This window comes from [Flexibacter] sp. ATCC 35208 (genome assembly GCF_001975825.1).
Taxonomy (GTDB): domain Bacteria; phylum Bacteroidota; class Bacteroidia; order Chitinophagales; family Chitinophagaceae; genus Chitinophaga.
Genome location: NZ_MTKN01000058.1, coordinates 30,154 through 51,422 on the forward strand (window position 1 = coordinate 30,154; position 21,269 = coordinate 51,422).

Consider the following 21,269-nt stretch of genomic DNA (forward strand, 5'->3'; position numbering starts at 1 on the left):
GACACGAAACTGAATAGAACAGCGAGACTTGCTGTTTAGTGACTATGAGCCTTAGTGGGGGTTATATTTGTTCAAAGAATTGCAAAGGTAATTAATTAATTACGAATTGTCAATTCTCATTTACGTATAAACGTCTATTTAGTGAACCTATTGTCAGAAATTGTATTTTTTTTGGATATATAAAAAGCCCCGCAATTGTTACAGGGCGTTTATTTAGTGCTATGCTGCATCAGTGTTTAAATGTTAAATAGGGAGTCTACAAATTCTACTTTATTAAAGACTTGCAGATCTTCCATCTTCTCGCCGATACCAATATATTTAACAGGAATTTTAAACTGGTTTGCGATGGCAAGTACCACCCCACCTTTGGCAGTACCGTCCAGTTTGGTGATGGCCAGGGCAGTTACTTCGGTAGCAGCGGTAAAGTGTTTGGCCTGTTCCAGTGCATTCTGACCGGTAGAACCATCCAATACCAGCAGTACTTCGTGGGGGGCTTCAGGCAGTACTTTCTTCATTACGCGTTTGATCTTGCTCAGCTCATCCATCAGGTGGGCTTTATTGTGCAAACGGCCGGCTGTATCTATAATGATCACATCTACATCTTTGGCAGCACCGCTCTGTACGGTATCGAAGGCAACTGCTCCCGGATCGGAGCCCATGGCCTGCTTTACGATTTGCACGCCTACGCGGTCGCTCCAGATCGTAAGCTGGTCTACTGCTGCTGCGCGGAAGGTATCTGCCGCACCGAGCATGACGGTTTTGCCGGCTTTCTTGAAGTTGTAAGCGAGTTTACCGATGGTGGTAGTTTTACCAACACCATTTACGCCTACGACCATAATAACATAAGGCTTTTTGCCGGCAGGGGTATCGAAGTCACGAAAACCGCTGTCAGGTGCATCGACCAGGAGACTGGCGATTTCTTCCTGCAGGATCTTGTTCAGTTCTCCGGTACCCAGGTATTTATCTTTAGATACTCTTTTTTCGATCCTATCGATGATCTGTACAGTGGTATCCACGCCTACATCTGCAGATACGAGGGCTTCCTCGAGGTTATCGAGGACTTCGGTATCAACGGAAGATTTTCCGGCGATGGCACGACCAAGCTTGTTTAAGAAACTTTCTTTTGTCTTTTGTAATCCCTGATCCAGGCTTTCCTTCTTTTCTCTTGAAAAAAGCTTATTGAAAAAACTCATAGCTGTCTGTTTTTTACCGCGACGGACTGAACAAATGTGGATGAAATATAAAATACAGCGCCAATTTACTGAAAAATGTGGAGCTGGGTAATAAAATAGTATTATAACCGTTGGAAGCGGTCGTTTTGGTGGGGTTCATTTGAATTGAATAGAACGATCGGCTCCAAAATTGAATCCTCCGTTTCAGTGATCAAACTTAAACCCAAAATCTCTTTTATAGAATCAATCCCGAAGTAAATCTCCCCTTTCAAACCCGAACTCCCCCTCGTATCATTCAATGCCTGATTGAACTCACTCCTCCTATTCTGCCAGTACAGACGGTCCTATTTTATTAAATCCGTACAGACCTGTCCTATTATATTATATAAATCAAAAAAGCTGCCCCGTTTTTGAACGAGACAGCTTTAAATATAGTTTAGTAAAGCCGAATTACTTAGCCATGTACTCCTGAACCTTGTCCTTGTGCACGATAGCCTCTTTAAAGGTATATGCACCAGTTTTCGGAGAACGTACCGCCTTGATTACCTTAGTCCAAACCTTGGATTCAGCGGCTGCTTTAGCATCTTTTACTTTCGAGTTCTTGGAAGCTGCTTTTGCCATAATATTTTTTACTTAAAAGTTAAGTGAATTGTCAAAAATCTATCCAGTCAATTGCCAATCGCATCAATAGGATAAACGATTAACTACTAACATTAACGATCAATTATTTGATTTCTTTGTGTACAGTTACTTTCCTTAAAATAGGATTGTACTTTTTCAACTCCAGACGCTCAGGAGTGTTCTTTTTATTCTTGGTGCTGATGTAGCGGGAAGTACCTGGCTGACCAGAAGTTTTGTGTTCTGTGCACTCCAGTATTACTTGCACCCTGTTACCTTTTTTTGCCATTTTGTATACAAATTAAGTTGAATGCTTACGATTAGATTGTTTGTCCAGCTGCACGCAATTCTTTAACTACTGCATACAAACCGTTTTTGTTGATGGTTCTTAACGCATCAGCAGAAACTTTCAAAGATATCCAGCGATCCTCTTCCGCCAGGAAAAAACGTTTTTTCTGCAGGTTAGGCAGAAATCTTCTCTTAGTCTTAATGTTAGAGAAGGAAACATGGTGACCCGTAATAGGCTTCTTTCCTGTCACCTGACATACTCTTGCCATGATAGAAAAATTTTGGACTGCAAAAGTCGCAAATTATTTTGAATTTGCAAACTATCACATTCCGTGATTAATGAATAAAAATATTTTATTGTAATGTTTTTCAACATTAAGCGGTGGTCCTCAATTATTTACATTGCGCATCGCGCAAATAAATATTAATTATCCACACCTTAAAAACCTGATTAAATGACCACCTTTCGGCAGTACTTCAATAGCTTTCCTCTTCAGCCAGTATTCGGGTACAGCCTTATGGCGGACAATACCTGCTACCTTCGATGGTTAGCCCCGTCCTGTTTTACAACAGTATTTAACCAGACTTCCGCACCTTGAAAAATTTATCCACATCAACTGTCGGCAGGCCATTCATCCCTCCGAAATGCCCATGGCAATGACGAATTTCAGGATTATTGTTCTTTCGGTAAGATCTTTCCCGGTAAGAAACCTATCACTTACAGTAACACGATTAAACTTCTCAAAACCGCGCCCAGCCTAACTGCATCTAAGATACGGTTTTGGGTGGTGCCGTGTTTTATCAGTGCTTCTTCATGCGAAGATACACACATTTCACATCCGTTCAAAGCAGAAACTACTAAACTTATCAATTCGAAGAATTCTTTTCCTAAAATTGGGTTCGCCATGATACTCATACGGATACCTGCTGGCTGGGTAGTATAGAACTCTTTCTTCACAAAGTGACGGAAACGGTAATATACATTATTAGCTACCAGCAGACTGGTACAGCTGATCACTTCTGCCACCTCTTTATCATTCGCACCTTCTGCTACTGCCAGCTTTTCAAATGCTGCATGCAACGCTGCATTCTTTTCATTTACCGCTACTGACAAACCGATCAGGTAAGCTTCCTTCTTGGTTAAGTTGATGGAATTCAGACCATTCGTCACATTTATCTTCAAATCTTTCAGATATCTTGCGTCTGAATTGGCTAATGCATGTAAACTGGTAGATAATGCACTCTCGGTCAATCCCACTGCCTGCAGCAACTGCACAGCTGTATCCTGATTGGATGTTGCGAACATATATATAATATTACAAAGTTACGGGTAAGAAAAAGTCCATAGCCGGACAACCTTAAAGGCGCTGACTATGGACCTCGAAATAAAAAATTATGCGTTCAGGGTAGCCTGACCTTTTTCCCAGTTACAAGGGCACAGCTCGTCTGTCTGCAGTGCATCCAGTACGCGCAGTACTTCCTTCACATTACGACCTACGTTCAGGTCATACAGGGATACCCAACGTACAATACCTTGAGGATCAACAATGAAAGTAGCACGGTAAGCAACTTTTTCATTTTCTTCCAGGATACCTAATTCTGTAGCCAGAGATTTGCTGGTGTCAGCAAGCATTGGGAACTGCAGACCACGCAGATCTTCGTGATCCCTTCTCCATGCTGCGTGTACAAACTCACTGTCGGTAGAAGCACCGATCAGGATCGCATCACGGTCTACGAAATCCTGGTAAGCTTTGTTGAACTCAGCGATTTCTGTAGGACATACAAAAGTGAAATCTTTAGGCCACCAGAACATCACTAACCATTTGCCGGAAGCTTTCAGCTCCTCTGAACTCAGTTCGTAAAACTCTTTTCCTTTCTCGATAGATACTACTGCCGTTTTCTTAAACTCAGGGAACTGTGCACCCAGAGACAAAGTTGCATTCTTCATGTACTTGATGATTATTTATATTGTTGGTTACTATTTCTACCTGCGGTCAAATTTCCGGTGCAAAGGTCACTGTCTATTCATAATTAGTCAAATAGATTTTTCCTAATAGGTTATTGAAAAAGTCTATATACTTCAGTGCGCCTGTACAGCATTGATGAAATTCAATTCTTGTTTCACTTTTTCCCCTGTTTAATACTTTCTTAACGTTTTTCGAAAGGAAACGTAACTTTTTGGCACGTTATTTAGTTATATAAGTATACTCATCCATTTACAATAAAACGACAGGATATGAAAGCGAAAAATGTACTCTTAGTGATAATTACGATAGGCCTTGCTCTGATTCCGTTCATTAAAAACAGTTTCAGTAAACATGATGAATTTGATGCCACTCAAGATCTGTTCATCTAATGTTTGAAGAGCAACGGTGTACCGTACTCATACCATTTTCTATTCCCAGATCGGGAAACAGAGTTTTATTGCCCTTAATTATTCCAATCTTTTTAATAATATAAAATAGCTGTTCCTTCGTTATTTATATATGGCAAAGGAACTGTGTGTTTTATGCACCCCAGTTCTACAACACGTTCCTCAAAATTGGTCATTTCCAGGCTTCCCTACTTCAGGTTACATTTCCAATAAGGTCATTAAAGCTTTTGATTCCCAGCATTTTAGCTGTCGTAAACCCTTCTGCATATTCTACCCCAACCAGTTGGCCAAATGACCTGTCACGGCTGATAATATTCTCAAAAAACGCAGGTGAAGAAATATAAGTAGCAGGCTCATTGTCCGCCGCCGGGGCTAAAAACTGTGTCTTAAAACTCCTGATCGCTTCCTTCTTCCGCTCTATTACAGCAGAGATATCTATCACAAAATCAGGGTTTTCTATTTTATTCTGCAGCATATGGAATACCTGTTTTGGGCGCCAGGCTTCCTGCTCTTGTCCATCTAATGTTGTCTCTATTCTCCTCAGACCAGATAAAAAGCAACTATCTGCCACCAGCACCGCCGCACGTCCATGATCCGGATGACGGTCCTCACGGGCATTCGTCAGCACTATTTCAGGGCGATATTTCCTGATCATCGCGATCACCTGCAATTGCTCTTCTGTGTCATTTCTGAAAAAGCCATCCGGCAATCCCAGGTTTTCTCTTACATCCAGTCCCATTATCCTGGAAGAATCTGCCGCCTCTGCGGCACGGGTTTCGGGGGTACCCCGCGTGCCCAATTCTCCCTTTGTCAGGTCCAGTACGCCTACTTTCATTCCCTGTGCCGCATGTACCATGAGGGCACCTGCACAAGCCAGCTCCACATCATCGGGATGCGCAACTATTGCTAATATGTCTAATTTCATCTTGAATTCTTTCCTTTCGGGTGCAAATATAACCCTAATGGAGAAAAACATCCTTCCTGAGAGGAATATGTGATCCTTTCGTATAAAAGATGCATATTTTATACGGAGAAAACCATCCATTTTAATAGGAATACCTGTTCCTTTCGTATAAAAGATGCATATTGTAATGGAGAAAAACATCCATTCTAATAGAACACCTGTTCCTTTCGTATAGGATGCTTATTTTAAATAGAGAAAAACATCCATTCTGAGATAAATACCTGCCTCTTCCATATTATGGATGTTTATATTATTTGTGAGTACCCGCCCCACAACAAGGTTTCATATCGTTTTATTTCGATGTAATGATCACCCCCACTTTCCTATCCTTCACATCATACGTCTTCTTCAGCGCGTCTCCATCCACCACTACCAGGCTGGTAATATTTTTCCTTTCCAGCGCCGCCAACATATTCACCGAGTTGTCATCTATCTTAGTACCATCCAGTATGTACTGGAATTTACTATCATCCCCATATTTCTTAATCGCCGCCTCAAAAGCAGGTGACAAACTGGTAAATAACCGATTATACCGCCTGCGTGCAAATGGCTTGGTCTCAATATACATGATCCCATTCGCCGCTTTAGCGCCATACTGCGCCTGTAAAGTCGGGCTTTTCACAATATTAATAAGGGCGATCTTGTCGGGTGTAAGTTGCTCAAGGCCATTCGTCGCCTCTACACTGTCAACAATGTACAATACGCTGTCCTGGGCCATGGTTGCTGCACTCCAAAGCAGGAGGCCGCCTAAAATAATTTTGAATCGCATGTGTGAAAGTTATAAAAAAAGCGGCAACCGCCGCTTCAATGTCTTGTTAAATATAGGCTGAGAGCCATTGGGTTAATCCACTAAAGTCATCAATGATAGGCCCGGAACTACCGGATTGAAGCTATCTGGCTATAATCCCTACGCTCTCTTAATTAGACGCCCTCGATCCCCTATAAATCTCTATCTCCTGCACAATCGCCTCTATATCCTTATCTTCATCCAAATCATACTCACTCTTCAAATTTCCCCCAAAAAAGAAAGCCACCGTTTGCCACATCCGTGCAGAAAACCCTCCTTTCAATTCCTTAATGATCTCATAACAGTTCTGACCAGTCTGCCTGTTTATCAACTTCATTAATATACGCCCCTGATAAATAGACAAATTCTCCAGCTTATCGCCGAACTGCGCCTTCATCTGTTTCTCTACACTTGCCAGGTAAGCCTTCCGATCCTTTTTGTCATGCAAAGCAGCCAGTCTGCTATTCACATCTTTCAGAATCCTGGAAGCCTGCACTGCATAAGGATAAGTTACATACACCGCGTTGCGCAGACGCGTCCACGCTTCTCGCTGTTTACGGAACTTCTTCGGTAATTTATCGATAACTTCTACTATGCGGAGAGTAATGCTTGGAATGGTGTCGCCATTGACTATAATAGCACTGACAGGGATACTATCCAGACCGTGTTTGGTCTGAGCAAAGACCCCTACACGACTAAAGAGGCAAAGCATGATAACAATGAAGAATGCGGATATTGAACGACCCATTTCTTAAAGTATTCCTAATACTTTGCTAAAGTTAAGGTAAATATCAATAGGAACTGATATTAATCTTTTATGATATTTCCTGCTTTCTCCTTCCGCAAAACAGGCCTGTGGCCGGCAGTAAGTTCAATTCCCTGCATCCACAAATCTCAAAACAAACTCAATTATCCACCCCCAGCACTTTCTCCATCATCCGCCCTGCGTTAAACTCAATTATCTGCCTTCTGCATCACTGTATCCATCTTCAACTTCCGCTGCGCAAACTCATTGATCGCCCTCTCCACCCCCATCACATCATGCGATGTCATATAACACCCAATCACATGACTCCCCGCCTCCGGTATCGCCACCGCCTCCTTCAAACTATCCGCCGTACCCAGCCAATTCTCCATTCTCAATATCGCGCTCACCTTCACCGTCGGATCCTGGTGTCTCTGGTCCTTATAATAATATAAATTCAATACCGGCTGCTTTATCTTCCTGAACGTAGCCGGCACCATCGTCGTTTCCAGCAATCCCTGCAACTCCCCTACCGCTTCCAGCCTGTATCGCGTATACCAATACTGCGCCCGCAGCGAATCTTTATCCTTCGACTCATTATAATCCCCATTCATCACAATCCTCGTCAACTGTAACCCCCACGGATTATTCGTCAAAAAAGCCATGTCATTATTAATCTCAATATTTGGTGACATATTGATCACCGCATACACATCATTCGGATACGTCGCCGCCAGCTCCAATGCCAGCGTACCACCTGTAGATGTGCCCATCAGGATCACCTTCTCCCCCAATGCCTTCCCGATCGCCAGCGCTTCCTTGGCATCCTTCCATAACCCCGTCGCTGTCATGGTCAGCAATGGCTCTGTCGTATCCAGTCCATGTGCATCCAGTCTGGACAGGTATAGATTACAACCATATCGCTTTGCAAAATCCAGGTGCACCGGGTTCCCCTCTCCCTGACTGGCCGAAAAACCATGAAGGTACACCACCGCATATTCCGTTCTCGCATGCAGGGAATCACGCCACACGATCCTCGCCTCATTATCCGGCTTCAGTTTATGCTGTGCCTCTTTCTGACGAACGTATTTGTCCAGCTCCGCAACATTGTCAGGTACCTGCGGAAACTTTGGATCATACACCGGCACAGCAGGCCTTGGCCCCAGGTAATATACCAACACCAAAGACGTAAGGATCATAAGAGAAACGCGCAGCCATCTGCTATTCATGGAGAGTGAATTATTATTAAAAAACAATACAGGTAATAACCGGGATTATTACCTGTATCAATTCATTTATATCGTCAGACTATTAAACTACCTTTTCTTTTGTCAAAGGTTTCTTTATAGCTGGCTTTTCTTTGTTTTGACGCAAGCGCTGGAACATACTCATAATGAATCCGATCACCGTTACGATCACCCCTATCCACAATACATTGATGAATGGGAAGATGAAGGCCTTCATCACTATGTAATCCCTGAAAACGGTGGATTCTTTTACTTCCAGTTCTACCTTTTTATCCTTTGGCAGGATCTTACTAAAGCGAACATAGAGTGACAGTGGTGCCACGGTATCCGGGATATTATATTCGTAACTACTGTCGCGGATCAGGTAAATCGGCTTCAGGTTGTACTGGTCATTGTTCTTGGTATACACTTTCAGGGTTGCACCCACAGCCAGGTCATTTGGCTCAGCAGCATAATTACGGCTGGTTGGCTGAGGATCAAGGCCTTCCATCACCATGTACCCGTTGGAGAAGAAGATAGAATCACCCTGTGCTACCACATGCGGCTGATAAGTCGCCGTATCGCTGTCATCTTCTTTCAAAGGAACAGCTGTAATATAAGTAAAGATATCCTTGTTCCAATAATGTTTTGAATCCGGGTTTGGTGTCAACGTCGCTTCTCCCTTGTTGCTCAGGAACGCATCCGGATGTAAGGTAAAGGCTTCCAGTGTTTTACCGGTAGCAGGATCTTTACGATCGTACCTTACCAGGTAGAATGTCTTCGATTCGCCCGCCGGCAAGGAGTCGCCTGCGTAGGTGACGTGGTAATCTCCCATCTGCACAGGGAAATTACGTGGCAGCATCAGGTTCTCACGTGGATTCTCCTTACTGTTGGCACCAAAGAAACCGCCATCCAGCATTTTCATCCTGTCGATTGAAATGGTTTCTTTCTTGGACGAAGTGATCACGATACCCAGCAGCACCATACCAAAACCGATATGTGCCACAGAAGCACCTGCCGCCTTCAGCTTACCTTTCTGACCGATCCAGATGTAAGCGATGTTCGCAATGATCGCATAGTAGCTCGCAAACATCATCAGGTAGATCGCCATCAGGAAACCCGCACCGTAAGCATCGTAGTTTACTTTGCCCAGCCAGCCGGAAAGCACGGTCGCAACCAGTGCCAATGCTGTCGGGATCATCAGTTTACGGGTAAACTCCCCTCTCGGCGTATCCTTGTATTTCAGGAACTGCACGACAGCGGTGAGTATACCGATCACGATCGCCACCCAGATCTGGATCTTATTATAATGGAATACACCATCCGCAGGAGGTGCAATATCATTTGTAAGGTGGAGGAGTTTCTTGATACCCAGGTTGTTAATCAGCTTGTTCCACACCGGGATGGAAGTGGTAAAAGTGATCTGGATAGCGGCAATCATCAGGATCAGGGAACCGATAAAGAGCCAGAACTCGCGGGAATAAGTACTTTCTTCCTTGTGAATGGTCGGGATCTCTTTCCTGCGCGCGATCAGCATGGCAAAAGCCGGAATGAACGCAAAGAGGAAGAAGGCCAGTTGTCCGCTCATACCCAGGTCCGTAAAGGAGTGTACAGAAGTATCGCCCAATACACCGCTACGGGTCAGGAAGGTAGAGTACAGTATTAAAATAAAGGTAATAAAGAAGAAAAAGAAGGTCGCTTTTAGCGCATGGCCGGATGACTTAAAGGCCAGCAGGGTGTGAATACCCGCTACCAGCGTGAGCCATGGCACCAGGGAGGCATTTTCTACCGGATCCCATGCCCAGTAACCACCAAATGTCAGCGACTCATACGCCCATGCAGCACCCATCATAATACCAAGACCCAGTGCAGCAGCGCTGAACAAGGCCCATGGCAGGGCTGGTTTGATCCATTCTTTGTATTCTCTTGTCCACAGACCTGCAAAGGCAAAAGCAAAAGGTACAACTGTAGAAGCAAAACCCAGGAACAATATCGGCGGGTGAATCACCATCCAGTAGTTCTGCAGGGACAGGTTCAGACCATTACCATCTTTGATAAAGTTGAGGTAGTTGGGACTATTTACCCATGGCAGCCCCTGGTTTTCCGCTGCATGACGCAACAACAGGAACGGGTTGCTACCCACTTTGTAATCTAAAATGAAAATACCGATCAGCATACTGCCCAGACAAACCTGTGCAAATGAGAGCATGGTCATCACAGGCGCTTCCCACTTTTTAGTGGTACGGATCAGTACGAGACCCAGTATGCTTTGCCAGATAGACCAGAGCATAAAACTACCTTCCTGGTCAGACCAGAAACTGGACAACAGCAAACTAACCGGAAGATCACGGCTTGAGTTGCGCCATACATATTTATATTCAAAAAAGTGGTTGTACAATGCATAATACAGGCAAGCAAATACGGCAAATACGGATGCTGCCTGAATGATAAATGCCCAACGGCCCTGCAGCTTCCAGGAACGCTTCTTTACCTCATCGTCGGTACGTACGCTCACCCAATAGCTGGCAGTGGCCACTATCGAGGCTACGAACGCCAGAACTGCAAAAAAATGTCCAAACTGCCCTGGCAATAAATGCTCTCCTATATATGTCGTCTTCAAGATAATTGGTGCTAGAATGAAGAAATAGCCCGACGGTGCGGGCCATTAACTACTATTTTAATATTATAAAGCGAATGGCTTATACTTTGTTGCCAACCGCTACCTGGTCATTTTTATATTTAGACGGGCATTTCATGAGGATCTTGCCACAATGAAATTCTCCATCTTTGATCATTTTGCCAGTCAGCACGACGCTTTCTGCTTTTTCGAAGTCAGTGGGTTTAGTACCGAAATAAATTACTTTGCAGACTTCACCGGATTTGTCCTGTACATAAAAGGTAAACAGGTTAGCATCCTTTGCAGGATCATACAGCATAGTTTTGGTGGTATCCAGTTTTCCGATCACCTGGAACTCTTTTCCTTCTTTCTGACGAGCTGTGGCGAATGTTTCATAGGTGCTGAAATCACCGGCCACTGTTACAATCACCCCAATTGCTACAGCAATCAACACCAATAAAACAATATTAGACTTCTTCATATCGTAATAGATCTTAAGCTTCCCCTTAATGTGTTTTTTTATCCATCAATGCGCATCATTCACACTTCGATGCGCAAAATTACGGCAAAATGAGGTTTGAAAGTGGAATTTTTACATGAAAGGGAACATGATATTTATCATAAAAGCCGGCTCTGCCTTTGTGTATTCATTTCGGGGCCACGCTGTGCAATACCGCTTTATATATAAAGTACTATCTTTGCGCCGAAAATTAGTATAAGAACTTCATAATCATGGCGGATTTATCCAACTTTGATCCTAATTCTGTCAGCCTGGTATCCAACAATATCTTTGGTTTACCAACCACTGAAGAGGATGCATCACTCGTCTTACTCCCTATTCCATGGGAGGTGACGGTTTCCTACTGTCACGGTACTGCAAGAGGGCCTGAACAAATCTGTAAAGCGTCGTTACAGATCGACCTCCTGGATCCTGATGTAAAAGAAGGGTGGAGAAAAGGCTTTTACATGCGCGACCCGGACAAGCATATGTTGCTCCGTAGCGATTACCTCCGCAAAGAAGCTGAGCTCTACCTCAAATTCCTCATAGAAGGTGGCGATATTTCCGAAAATGAATTTCTGAAAAAGACGCTCGTAGACGTAAATAAAGGTACTGCGCTCATGAACGAGTGGGTATATAGTCAAACCAAATCTTTATTGGAACAAGGCAAGCTCGTAGGCCTGGTAGGTGGAGATCACTCAACTCCGCTTGGCTATATTAAAGCGCTGGCGGAAGAGAAAGGTGAATTCGGTATTCTGCAGATCGATGCGCATTGCGATTTGCGCAATGGGTACGAGGGTTTCCAGTACTCCCATGCATCTATTATGTATAATGTGCTGAACGAAGTACCGGCCGTGACGAAACTTGTTCAACTAGGTATACGTGATTACTGCGAAGAAGAACTGCAATACATTGAGAATAATAAAGAAAGGGTCAATACTTTCTTTGACAGGGATATCAAACACCATCAGTACGAAGGGGGGAACTGGGCGACGATTGCGAATGAAGTGGTGGATAGGTTGCCGCAACAGGTGTATATCAGTTTTGATATAGATGGTCTGGATCCTAAGTTGTGTCCGCATACGGGTACGCCGGTGCCGGGAGGTTTTGAGTGCGAGCAGATTTATTATTTATTTGCAAAGATCCTGGCGAGTGGTCGTAAGCTGATTGGGTTTGATTTGAGTGAGGTAAGCAGCGCGCATGAAGAGTGGGATGCGAATGTGGGTGCGAGAGTGCTTTTTAAATTATGTAATTTGATGGTGCATCCGGATAATAAGTAATGCCAGCGGGGTTTTCATCATAAGTAATGTTAGCGGGCTTCATAATAAGTGATGTTAGCGTGCCTTCATAACAAGGAATGTTAGCATACTTTTATAACAAATAATGTTAGCATGCCTTCATAATAAGTAATGTTAGCGTGCCTTTATAACAAGGAATGCCAGCATACTTTTATAACAAATAATACTAGCATGCCTTCATAACAAGGAATGCCAGCATACTTTTATACCAGCGGGCTTTTATAACAAGTAATTTCACTCATGCAATCTTATAAAATAAGGATCTTACATCCCAATGCCATGACCCGCTTGCGGTTGCAGCCAGCTATGCATGGTCTCATCGGCATACTTTTCTTATTAATTACCATCGGTATTTACAACAGGCCGGATCCCAACTGGGCGGTGGCAGGATTCTTTTTCCTGCTCGGCATTGGGAGCCTTGTCTTCCCTTTTATGATGAGGAGGTTTAAGAATATACAGTCTGCCAATAGTCTTGCACGTACTGTACAGGCATTTGCCTGTCTGACAGGGTGTTTGTATGTGCTAACCCATATGCAGCCGCTGGTAGCCGGTTTCCTGTTCCTCACAGGTATTGCCACAGCGTACATTGGTTATGCAGAATACAAGATTTTCATGCCTTCCTATATTAAAGTAGATATCAATGGCGCTATCCTGCCTACCACCTTTTCAGAAAAGGTGATTAGCTGGAGCCGCCTGAATAACTTAATTTTGCGCAACGACCTGCTCACTTTAGACTTTAAAGACAACAAAGTACTGCAACTGGAAGTTTTGGATGAACCCGGTGCAGATAAAGAAGCTGAAATGAATGCATTTTTTAAGAGCAGGCTTTAATCACAACTCAGTATGTTAAAACAGTCGCCGTACATTTTATATTCCGACGGTCAGGGGAATATTTTCGAAGATACAACCATGCTTACCACCGGCCGTAGTGGCTGGGATGCATGGCCTATAGAACTGGACGAATGGATAGAACTGCCGGAAGGCGGGTCATTGTATGAATTGCCTGGTCGCCGTGGAATTGGATTGAATGCCGAAACCGGCGAGATGCAGTTGTGCGATAAAGGATGGGCGGTAGCTGCCTTTATTCCCCCTGCGCATACAGGATTTTATATAGCGGCATATGAAACCATGCCGGATGCTCCTACCCTGCCATTGTTCTGCTATACAGCAGTAGGTTGGCTGGATGGGAAGTTTTATGTACCGGCAGTGAGAATTGAAGATGATATCAGACAGGAATGTGGTGGTTTTGATGAGAAGAAAGTAAAGCAGGGAGTAAAAGACCTGATCCAGGCATATCCGCATAACAGACTGGTAAAACACCTGGCTGATAATTGTGCGCTGACGTATCATTGTCCTGCGGCGCGTAATTATTTTATGGGTCGTTGGGAATGTCCGATTCCTTCATCACCGGCTTGTAATGCCAATTGTATTGGCTGTATTTCGTTCCAGCCGGAAGAGGAAACGATTGTTTCTACACAGGATCGTTTGCGGTTTAAGCCGACAGCGGAAGAGATTGTAGAATTCACCGTACCGCACCTGGAAACAGCGCCTTTCCCGATCGTGTCTTTCGGACAGGGTTGTGAAGGAGAGCCGTTGCTGATGTGGGAGACGATCCGTGAGTCGATCATTGAGATGAGGAAACATACGTCGAAGGGTAGTATCAATATCAATACGAATGGTAGTAAGCCGGATGCGGTGAGAGAGTTGTGTAAGGTAGGGTTGAATAGTATTCGTGTGAGTTTGAATTCTGCGCAGGAGAAGTATTATACGCCTTATTACAGACCGAATAATTATCAGTTCGAAGATATCGTGGAGAGTTTGAAAGTGGTGAATGAGTTCAATGGATGGACATCTATTAACTACTTCGTGTTTCCAGGAATGACGGATAGTGAGGATGAATATGAGGCGCTGCGGAAGCTGATCAGGGATACGAATCTGAAAATGATACAGTGGAGGAATTTCAATATTGATCCGGATTGGTATCTCGGAAGATTAGGAATTACAGACCCCGGTCAGTGTTTGGGTGTGAAGCAATTGCAGGATTTGATACATGAAGAGTTCCCGCATTTGAAGTATGGGTATTTTAACCCGCCGATGGAGAGGATAACGGGAGATTACACGCAGGATTTTGCACATTTTTAGTTGGAAGAATATTTGAATTAAAAGAGCTTGTATCAGGATAAGATACAAGCTCTTTTGTTTAAGCAAACTCTTTTGTTTTAAGCAAAAATCCGAAGCGATTATTTGTGCATCAATACCTGATCAACCACATGAATCACTCCATTGCTCTGATGAACATCCTTAATCGTTACTTTTGCCACATCACCTTTTTCATCTTTGATCATCAGTTTACCACCTTCCATCCAGAGCCATAATTTTCCACCCTGCACAGTTGTTAATTCCGCTTTGCCATTCCCTTTTTTAATCAGCTCTGAAATCGCTTTACTATCCAGATTTCCGGCTACAACATGGTAAGTGAGTACACCCTGCAGCATGGATTTGTTTTCTGGTTTAAGCAATGTTTCGACAGTACCTTTTGGCAATTTGTCAAAAGCCTTATTAGTAGGTGCGAAAACGGTGAAAGGACCTGCTCCCTGCAGTGTTTCTACAAGACCAGCAGCTTTTACAGCGGCGACGAGTGTAGTATGATCTTTTGAATTAACAGCATTTTCGATGATATTTTTAGAAGGATACATAGCAGCACCTCCTACCATAACTGTTTTTTCCTGCGCCTGAGATGTAGATGTAATGATTGTTGCAAAGGCGATCAATGCAAACAGTGCCAGTTTTTTCATAATTGAAAATTTTAATTAGGATTGTTAACACCTTTATCTACGGGGGATATAATTGGCTGGTTTTCAAGAAAATGTTATTGTTTTAAAAGGGGTAAAAAGGAAAACTGAAAAACGGATTAGTGCGTATATAGGGAGTTTTGGTAACGCCGGTGAAGCTATAACGATCCTGCTATAAGTATAGCATAAGGACATTAAAAGGATTAGCAGTATGGGGTTTAATTTGCCGATGGAGAGGATAACGGGAGATTGCACGTAGGATTTTGTATATTTTCAGAAGTAAGAATATTTGAATTAAACTTCCCTAGTATTTCATTCTTGGTATAATCGTATCTAACAGAGGGCTATAATCCTCCCTGCATAACTGGCTTATGTAAGGTTGGCACTTCTACAAGCAATGCAATGAAATTTATTTGAATATAAAAAGCAAGCGTGATTTCCCCTTACGACAACATCATCCATCCTTAATACCGTAATCATATACCCATTTAAGAGCTTCTTCCGTTGAGGGTTCTCGGCCTTGTGTAACAACAAAATCTTCGATAATTTCCTTAGCCAAAAAGACTTCAAGCAAATAATGATACTCTTGTCCATTAACTATTTTTAAATTATTATCTGCCTGATCTTGCTCAATGAGAACTACATCTGATTCAGGATTGAATAAATCTAACATATAGATAGTTAAAGTCCCATCTATGTCGGATATATTAATAATGAGATCTCTTAATGTCATGTTCCAAGTTTAATTTTTCATCAGAGTTGCTCTGGAAAAACGTAGAATTAAAAAATAAAAAAGAGACAATTACGACTCAGTAGTTTATGATTTTTGGGTTACACAACCTGTATACGAATAGAAACCTGTGAAGAGAATTTCAAATTCACCGTCTTGTGCATAATTAAACATACAAACTAAGCCCTTCATTCAAATCCTTTAATAAACTCCTCATAAGAATTAAGACTCAAAAAGTCTTCCTTTCGCATAATTGTTCCGTGGTCATTATCAATAAAAATCTTTCTTTCAGATGGAATAGATGCCACTAAACTTTGTACATAACGAAAGTCGTAAAATAGGCTTGCAAAAATATTAAACGTTTCAAATTCAGACGCTATTATTTTTTTTTCATAGGGTTCCATCAGATCGAACATACTGTTATCTTTTGATATGGAAAAATAACTTTCCTGTTCATAGGGAATATAATATTCAATTTTAGATTCATTTGCCTCCTTAAACTCAAATAAGCGCTTTGCATAGGCCTTAAAGTCCGATAATTCAAACGTTGAATCTGTTATTATAATCGCATCCTTCATGATTTTTATTTATTTTTTAGGAGTTATGGCTCAATTAAGTCTTTAATGTTTGTGAACGCCAAAACAACTAAATTGTCTACCACCCATAGCTTCATTCTGTCTTGGACTTTCAAATTGTACACCCTTAATTAAATAAATTATATCTCCTTTTATTAATCTCATATTAACCATCGGAACAACAGAATTGGGGAAGTTCAAAACTGCAATTAGACCAAGGCTTGTTTGAAAAACCTGCGAAACTATAACTTCCATAATTTCATTCACTTTTTGTAGCTCCCTTTAATGTATTATAAAATTCCTGCCAAGTCTCCTTAACCTTTTGTATTTCAGCCATTTCTGATGCAGCCCCCTCTTTCTTTCCAATTTTAAGCAAATGGTCTTGAGATTCAATTTCTAACCGAGCTTTGCTTAAAACATCTTGCACATATTCTCCAACATATTTGATTCTTTGCATGTGATGAATTGCCGCTTCCAAAATTTGAGGTCGAGATGCGACATTACCTACAAGAATACTTCCCTCAGTGCCTACCCCCCTCCATATACATTGCTTGCGCTCCCTATTAGTTCTCTGACACTCTACCAAATTATTTGCCATCAAGTAATCAAGACTTAATGTAACCTCACTAAAATTCGTATTAGGAACAGAAGAATAAGTAGTTGATCCTCAGAAACAAACTATCACTTTTCCTATTATCTTATCAATACAAACAGAATCTGAATCACGAAATCCAATGCTAAAGAAATCATCCGTGTCAGTATTTTTATTAAAACAAAAACCAATAGCACAAAACTTAGACTTTTCTATCTATTTCAATTAATTGGTTGGCTTCTTTTTATCTAACTTCCAGCCAGCAATTTTTCATCATGCTATTTGATTATATTATTTGCTTTAATCAGGAATGCTTCATAGCTTTTCTCGGCGAACATAGAATCTTTGATTTGGCCAACAAAATAAAAGTACCCTCCTGAGTTGTTTACTGCCTCACCCCCCAATACACCTGGAGCCTGAACTATTACTTTAGATGGCTCCAATTCAATACGTTGTTTCTTAAACCTGTTTTCCGTTATCCACCCTGTAAAAAACTTCAAAGTGTCATAAGAATTATCTCCTTTACATTGAAGAAACAATATATCTGACTCTTCAAATACACCATCATTTGAGTCTTCTTTCACCTTTAAAACTCCGTTCTCAGGTATTTCATACACTCTAAATCCATTTTTTAGTGCAATATTTACGCCATCCTTTTGTTTAAAAGCGATAACAACCCAACCAACATATCCACGCGGAATGATATGCATTTCTTTTTCCGTACGGCAGGAACTTAATAGAAAAAATAAAATTAAGGTACGCAATTGTCGCATAGTTATTCTTTTTTTCGATTTACATCAGCATTTAAGTATTTATCATTCCATTCTTTCAAAGTCATTGAATGTGATGTTCCTTTCTCATCTTTAAATCTGACAGTATTCCCTAATGAGCCGTCTTTATTTAGATCCACTTCTATATCAAAACGGAATAGTGTTTCACTTGGCCCTCCTCCGAGGTTAAATGGTGAATCACCGCGAACATCAAAACCTAATGCCAAAGGGTTTCCCTTAACATCCTTAACAAAGAATTCGGTGTTAGGATAATCATCTCCTTTTACGACGCCGGTAAAACGGACCTTAGTATCTCCTTTTTCCCTCCAATAATAACAAAATAACTTTTTAAATCAATTTTAAGCCCAGCTCCAAATCTTCCAAGTAATGGTGTTAAAGGATTCATAGCTACATAGTGCATATCAACATTAATAATGGACAGGAAAAAAGTAAAGAAGTTAACATAGAGGGTAATAGTTATACAGCACAGTTTTGGGAATATGATTCTAGGATAGGTAGGCAATGAAATCCAGATCCAGTGTCCAGACCATTCATTAGTGATTATAGCATCGTTGGATATAATCCTCTTATCAATGTCGATCCAAATGGGGCGTTGTTTTTTGGACTTTGGGGTCCCACTGCTGCAGAAAGAAGGCCTGCTCAAGCTTATACTAAAGAATATGGTGGAGAGGTTAGAAATATGTGGTTTGGGAAATTACATGTTAACTATAATTATGCTACACGGGGAGAAAATGGCGAATACGTAATTAATAATACAAATCAGTCTTTTAGACCAGATGGTCGTCTTGAAACAGGTTCAATTATTGGCAATCATACTTTAGACGAAACATCCAATTATTGAAATTCTCATTATGTAGATCAAGCAGGGAAGACTCAAGAACTTAAGGCTTCTGGTAGAGCGGAATATTTTCCTCTTAAATCTTATTTTGTTCCTTTTGCCTCCGGTTTTAAAAATTTTCAAAGCATATCGTGCAACAAAATATTTAGATTTGACAGGCACTGCATCGGTTCAAGTTGCTTCGGAGGTCGATTTTTCTACTAGCAGTAAATTGTTAGCAGGTTACGGAAATGATGAAATAGTTTTGGAAAGTATGGCTAATTTGCCATCTAGAAAAGGATGGTTCGATGTCGTAGTACATGGAGCTAAGAATTGAGAAGAGTTAATTTTTAATGGTCAACGAATGAGTGTTGAAGAGTTGTATTCGAAAATGCTTGCTGATGGCTATCAACCAGGTACTCGTATTCGGTTGATGTCCTGTTGGTCCGGTTCATTAGAAGGGGGAGCTGCTCAACGATTGTCTACAATGTCTCAAGGAATGGTTGTGGCACCTACAAGGCCGATGTTTGTAGGGTATCCTGGTTCTTGGTTTCAGTTAGGTAAACCTATAGTTCCACGAGGTGTTTTTAAAATATTTAAACCTTAATATGAAATATGAATGCTGTCGGTTTTTTGCAAATTCATGATCCGCATATTGCATGCTCTAGAAAAATAAATTCTCTTTTTTCTGATAGTTTGCTTGATAAAGAAAAGTTATTTGAAATTTGTAATTATCTAGAAAGTGGAGTTTCGATAGTTCGTTATATATCCAATTTATACGATGAAGATGGGGAATTAATCGGCCCTAATATTATTTATACAGATGGGCTTTGGATATGGCCGAGTTATTACTCTTTTTATTTGAAAAAGTATCCTCAAATATTAATACCAGATGACTTACAATTTCACATTGGTTTAAATGCGGGAAAGATATTTATCATAAGTAAAGGCGAAAAAAGATATATAGAATACATAACGAGTAAAATGCTGGGTCTTAAGTTGCCTGACAATTATACACTATCAAATGACATTATTAATATTATAATTGAAAGAGGAGATACAATTACTTGTTATTGAATAGGTAATCTTTGATGTTACTTTAAAGTGGAGGCCACGGGATTTATTCTTAAATTGGGAGCGTTTAATTACTTTTTTAATAAATTATGGTGCCATTTGATTATACTTTAGTTGAGGGGGAAAAGATTATTATAGACAATAGCTCCTATTGGGGAGAAACTATTTTTAAAAATTGTAATATTACTATTAATGTAACCTCCAAATTCTTAGTCACGCGCAATCTTTCCTTTATTAATTCAAAATTAATATTCAAAAAAAGATTCACAAATTATTGCTGGGCTGACTGTTTCTTTGATAGCTGTTCTTTTGAGGGGCAGTTATCAGGCAATGATTTTGGAAATTGGCCATCCTATTTTGTTCGGGATGACGAGAAGAGAATAGGTGATATTGTTAATTGTGATTTTTCAAAATGTGATTTGGCTTCTTGTCGTATTTTGGATAGCAGTGCAGAAAGTAATAGATTCCCGGAATGGCCGAATTTCACTTTGTTTGATCCTGCGTTGCATGTTGAATTATTAAGATCAATCAAATGGCCTGATAATTTTGATTTTTTATTTGAGGGGCTAGATGATGATATTGGGACTAAAATATCTTCCGTAAGTTGGAATTTTAAGTATTTAACAAAATATACAACATCTTATAAAGTATATGATATGTTGAATGAGCTACCATTTGCAAAATTATGATACGGGGATGTTTTTATTATTAGAATGATGAATTCTTTAGAATATAGATATGCCTTGTATGGAAATAGAGTTTGCAAAGGGTATAATATGTTACTAAAAAGTTGCTCTTTTTTATTGTAGAATGCGGGTCTGCAACCTGTATTTCAGGAATGTTTATCGTTTACGGCAAACATAGCTCTATAAAGGTGTTATTCATCTTGTCCATTAAAATTCCGGATGGTTAATTATCTTCTTATAATTTTCATTTAAAAAAACAAAAGCCCAAGCTTCAAAAATTTGATAGTAATGTAAAAATAGTTCCAATACCAACATTATATATTTATGGCTTCGATGGACAGTTTCATGATAATTTGTAACTATGAAAGTTCGTGTGTTAGGGTCATTAAATATTATTGGTTCATCTCTATTGAAATCACCAATAACAACACCATTCAGTGTCTTACTAATAATAGCAATCTGGTCATAAAAAAACATAAATGATTTATTACTGAAGTTGTTTACACTTTTTGAAGGACAAAAAGGAAGTCCCAGGAATTAAGGATTTTTGTTTTGGCAAATAAAAACGAATAATTCTGGGACTCATAGACGAAGATAAGGTACGAGATTGGATTTTACCACATT

Annotated in this window: 25 protein-coding genes; 7 read left to right on the forward strand and 18 right to left on the reverse strand. The window is 40.9% G+C overall.

Annotation, left to right across the window (positions count from 1 at the left end):
- Window positions 1-236: 236 nt before the first annotated feature.
- The 12 genes from ftsY to BW716_RS27385 all read right to left on the reverse strand — a co-directional run bounded on the left by ftsY (window position 237) and on the right by BW716_RS27385 (window position 11,272).
- Window positions 237-1,193 carry a signal recognition particle-docking protein FtsY gene (gene ftsY / locus BW716_RS27330; RefSeq protein ID WP_083728982.1) on the reverse strand — a complete coding sequence of 319 codons (957 nt, stop codon included), beginning with the start codon at window positions 1,191-1,193 and terminating at the stop codon, window positions 237-239.
- A gap of 429 nt (window positions 1,194-1,622) precedes the next feature.
- Entirely contained in the window at window positions 1,623-1,793 is a 171-nt protein-coding gene (locus BW716_RS27335) for a DUF4295 family protein (protein WP_072357218.1), read from the reverse strand.
- Between the two features lie 103 nt (window positions 1,794-1,896).
- The gene (rpmG, locus tag BW716_RS27340; protein ID WP_012790733.1) at window positions 1,897-2,079 is read right to left on the reverse strand and encodes a 50S ribosomal protein L33; all 183 of its coding nucleotides are present in this window, start codon (window positions 2,077-2,079) and stop codon (window positions 1,897-1,899) included.
- Between the two features lie 31 nt (window positions 2,080-2,110).
- A complete protein-coding gene (gene rpmB / locus BW716_RS27345; protein ID WP_072357217.1) occupies window positions 2,111-2,347 on the reverse strand; it encodes a 50S ribosomal protein L28 in 237 nt (78 codons plus the stop codon).
- Between the two features lie 449 nt (window positions 2,348-2,796).
- On the reverse strand, window positions 2,797-3,384 hold the full coding sequence (locus BW716_RS27350; RefSeq protein ID WP_083728984.1) for a carboxymuconolactone decarboxylase family protein: 588 nt from the start codon (window positions 3,382-3,384) through the stop codon (window positions 2,797-2,799).
- 87 nt (window positions 3,385-3,471) lie between these two features.
- Window positions 3,472-4,026: a peroxiredoxin gene (locus tag BW716_RS27355; RefSeq protein WP_083728986.1), complete on the reverse strand. Its 555-nt coding sequence runs from the start codon at window positions 4,024-4,026 to the stop codon at window positions 3,472-3,474.
- A 619-nt stretch (window positions 4,027-4,645) separates the two neighbouring features.
- Window positions 4,646-5,377: a bacillithiol biosynthesis deacetylase BshB1 gene (bshB1, locus tag BW716_RS27360; RefSeq protein ID WP_083729033.1), complete on the reverse strand. Its 732-nt coding sequence runs from the start codon at window positions 5,375-5,377 to the stop codon at window positions 4,646-4,648.
- A gap of 331 nt (window positions 5,378-5,708) precedes the next feature.
- The gene (locus tag BW716_RS27365; protein WP_083728988.1) at window positions 5,709-6,185 is read right to left on the reverse strand and encodes a hypothetical protein; all 477 of its coding nucleotides are present in this window, start codon (window positions 6,183-6,185) and stop codon (window positions 5,709-5,711) included.
- A 148-nt stretch (window positions 6,186-6,333) separates the two neighbouring features.
- Window positions 6,334-6,951, reverse strand: coding sequence for a DUF4294 domain-containing protein (locus tag BW716_RS27370; RefSeq protein WP_083728990.1), 618 nt, complete (start codon window positions 6,949-6,951; stop codon window positions 6,334-6,336).
- 206 nt (window positions 6,952-7,157) lie between these two features.
- On the reverse strand, window positions 7,158-8,177 hold the full coding sequence (locus tag BW716_RS27375; RefSeq protein ID WP_083728992.1) for a carboxylesterase: 1,020 nt from the start codon (window positions 8,175-8,177) through the stop codon (window positions 7,158-7,160).
- Window positions 8,178-8,259: 82 nt separating this feature from the next.
- On the reverse strand, window positions 8,260-10,794 hold the full coding sequence (ccsA, locus tag BW716_RS27380) for a cytochrome c biogenesis protein CcsA (protein ID WP_083728994.1): 2,535 nt from the start codon (window positions 10,792-10,794) through the stop codon (window positions 8,260-8,262).
- Between the two features lie 79 nt (window positions 10,795-10,873).
- A complete protein-coding gene (locus BW716_RS27385; protein WP_083728996.1) occupies window positions 10,874-11,272 on the reverse strand; it encodes a cytochrome c maturation protein CcmE in 399 nt (132 codons plus the stop codon).
- Between the two features lie 251 nt (window positions 11,273-11,523).
- On the opposite strand from BW716_RS27385, the gene BW716_RS27390 reads away from it, so the two are divergent.
- The 3 genes from BW716_RS27390 to BW716_RS27400 all read left to right on the forward strand — a co-directional run bounded on the left by BW716_RS27390 (window position 11,524) and on the right by BW716_RS27400 (window position 14,730).
- Window positions 11,524-12,570 carry an agmatinase family protein gene (locus BW716_RS27390; protein WP_083728998.1) on the forward strand — a complete coding sequence of 349 codons (1,047 nt, stop codon included), beginning with the start codon at window positions 11,524-11,526 and terminating at the stop codon, window positions 12,568-12,570.
- A 258-nt stretch (window positions 12,571-12,828) separates the two neighbouring features.
- Window positions 12,829-13,419, forward strand: coding sequence for a hypothetical protein (locus tag BW716_RS27395; RefSeq protein ID WP_083729000.1), 591 nt, complete (start codon window positions 12,829-12,831; stop codon window positions 13,417-13,419).
- A 12-nt stretch (window positions 13,420-13,431) separates the two neighbouring features.
- Window positions 13,432-14,730 carry a radical SAM protein gene (locus BW716_RS27400; protein ID WP_083729002.1) on the forward strand — a complete coding sequence of 433 codons (1,299 nt, stop codon included), beginning with the start codon at window positions 13,432-13,434 and terminating at the stop codon, window positions 14,728-14,730.
- A 98-nt stretch (window positions 14,731-14,828) separates the two neighbouring features.
- On the opposite strand, the gene BW716_RS27405 is transcribed toward BW716_RS27400, so the two are convergent.
- The 6 genes from BW716_RS27405 to BW716_RS27435 form a co-directional block, all read right to left on the reverse strand.
- Window positions 14,829-15,383 (reverse strand): fasciclin domain-containing protein, encoded by a 555-nt coding sequence (locus tag BW716_RS27405; protein ID WP_083729003.1) that lies wholly within the window; start codon window positions 15,381-15,383, stop codon window positions 14,829-14,831.
- Between the two features lie 451 nt (window positions 15,384-15,834).
- Entirely contained in the window at window positions 15,835-16,113 is a 279-nt protein-coding gene (locus BW716_RS27410; protein WP_083729005.1) for a hypothetical protein, read from the reverse strand.
- A gap of 185 nt (window positions 16,114-16,298) precedes the next feature.
- Window positions 16,299-16,688 carry a hypothetical protein gene (locus tag BW716_RS27415; RefSeq protein ID WP_083729007.1) on the reverse strand — a complete coding sequence of 130 codons (390 nt, stop codon included), beginning with the start codon at window positions 16,686-16,688 and terminating at the stop codon, window positions 16,299-16,301.
- 256 nt (window positions 16,689-16,944) lie between these two features.
- The gene (locus BW716_RS36320) at window positions 16,945-17,142 is read right to left on the reverse strand and encodes a hypothetical protein (RefSeq protein ID WP_143709064.1); all 198 of its coding nucleotides are present in this window, start codon (window positions 17,140-17,142) and stop codon (window positions 16,945-16,947) included.
- Between the two features lie 413 nt (window positions 17,143-17,555).
- The gene (locus BW716_RS27430) at window positions 17,556-18,050 is read right to left on the reverse strand and encodes a hypothetical protein (RefSeq protein WP_143709065.1); all 495 of its coding nucleotides are present in this window, start codon (window positions 18,048-18,050) and stop codon (window positions 17,556-17,558) included.
- 2 nt (window positions 18,051-18,052) lie between these two features.
- A complete protein-coding gene (locus BW716_RS27435; RefSeq protein WP_083729015.1) occupies window positions 18,053-18,274 on the reverse strand; it encodes a hypothetical protein in 222 nt (73 codons plus the stop codon).
- A gap of 311 nt (window positions 18,275-18,585) precedes the next feature.
- Between BW716_RS27435 and BW716_RS36325 the strand changes: the two genes are divergently transcribed.
- The 4 genes from BW716_RS36325 (at window position 18,586) to BW716_RS27455 (ending at window position 20,648) form a co-directional block, all read left to right on the forward strand.
- Window positions 18,586-18,909, forward strand: a complete 324-nt coding sequence (locus BW716_RS36325) for a hypothetical protein (protein ID WP_143709066.1) — start codon at window positions 18,586-18,588, stop codon at window positions 18,907-18,909.
- Between the two features lie 340 nt (window positions 18,910-19,249).
- Window positions 19,250-19,492, forward strand: coding sequence for a hypothetical protein (locus tag BW716_RS27445; protein ID WP_083729019.1), 243 nt, complete (start codon window positions 19,250-19,252; stop codon window positions 19,490-19,492).
- An 8-nt stretch (window positions 19,493-19,500) separates the two neighbouring features.
- Entirely contained in the window at window positions 19,501-19,962 is a 462-nt protein-coding gene (locus tag BW716_RS27450) for a hypothetical protein (RefSeq protein WP_083729021.1), read from the forward strand.
- A gap of 86 nt (window positions 19,963-20,048) precedes the next feature.
- On the forward strand, window positions 20,049-20,648 hold the full coding sequence (locus tag BW716_RS27455; RefSeq protein WP_083729023.1) for a hypothetical protein: 600 nt from the start codon (window positions 20,049-20,051) through the stop codon (window positions 20,646-20,648).
- Window positions 20,649-21,269 lie beyond the last annotated feature (621 nt).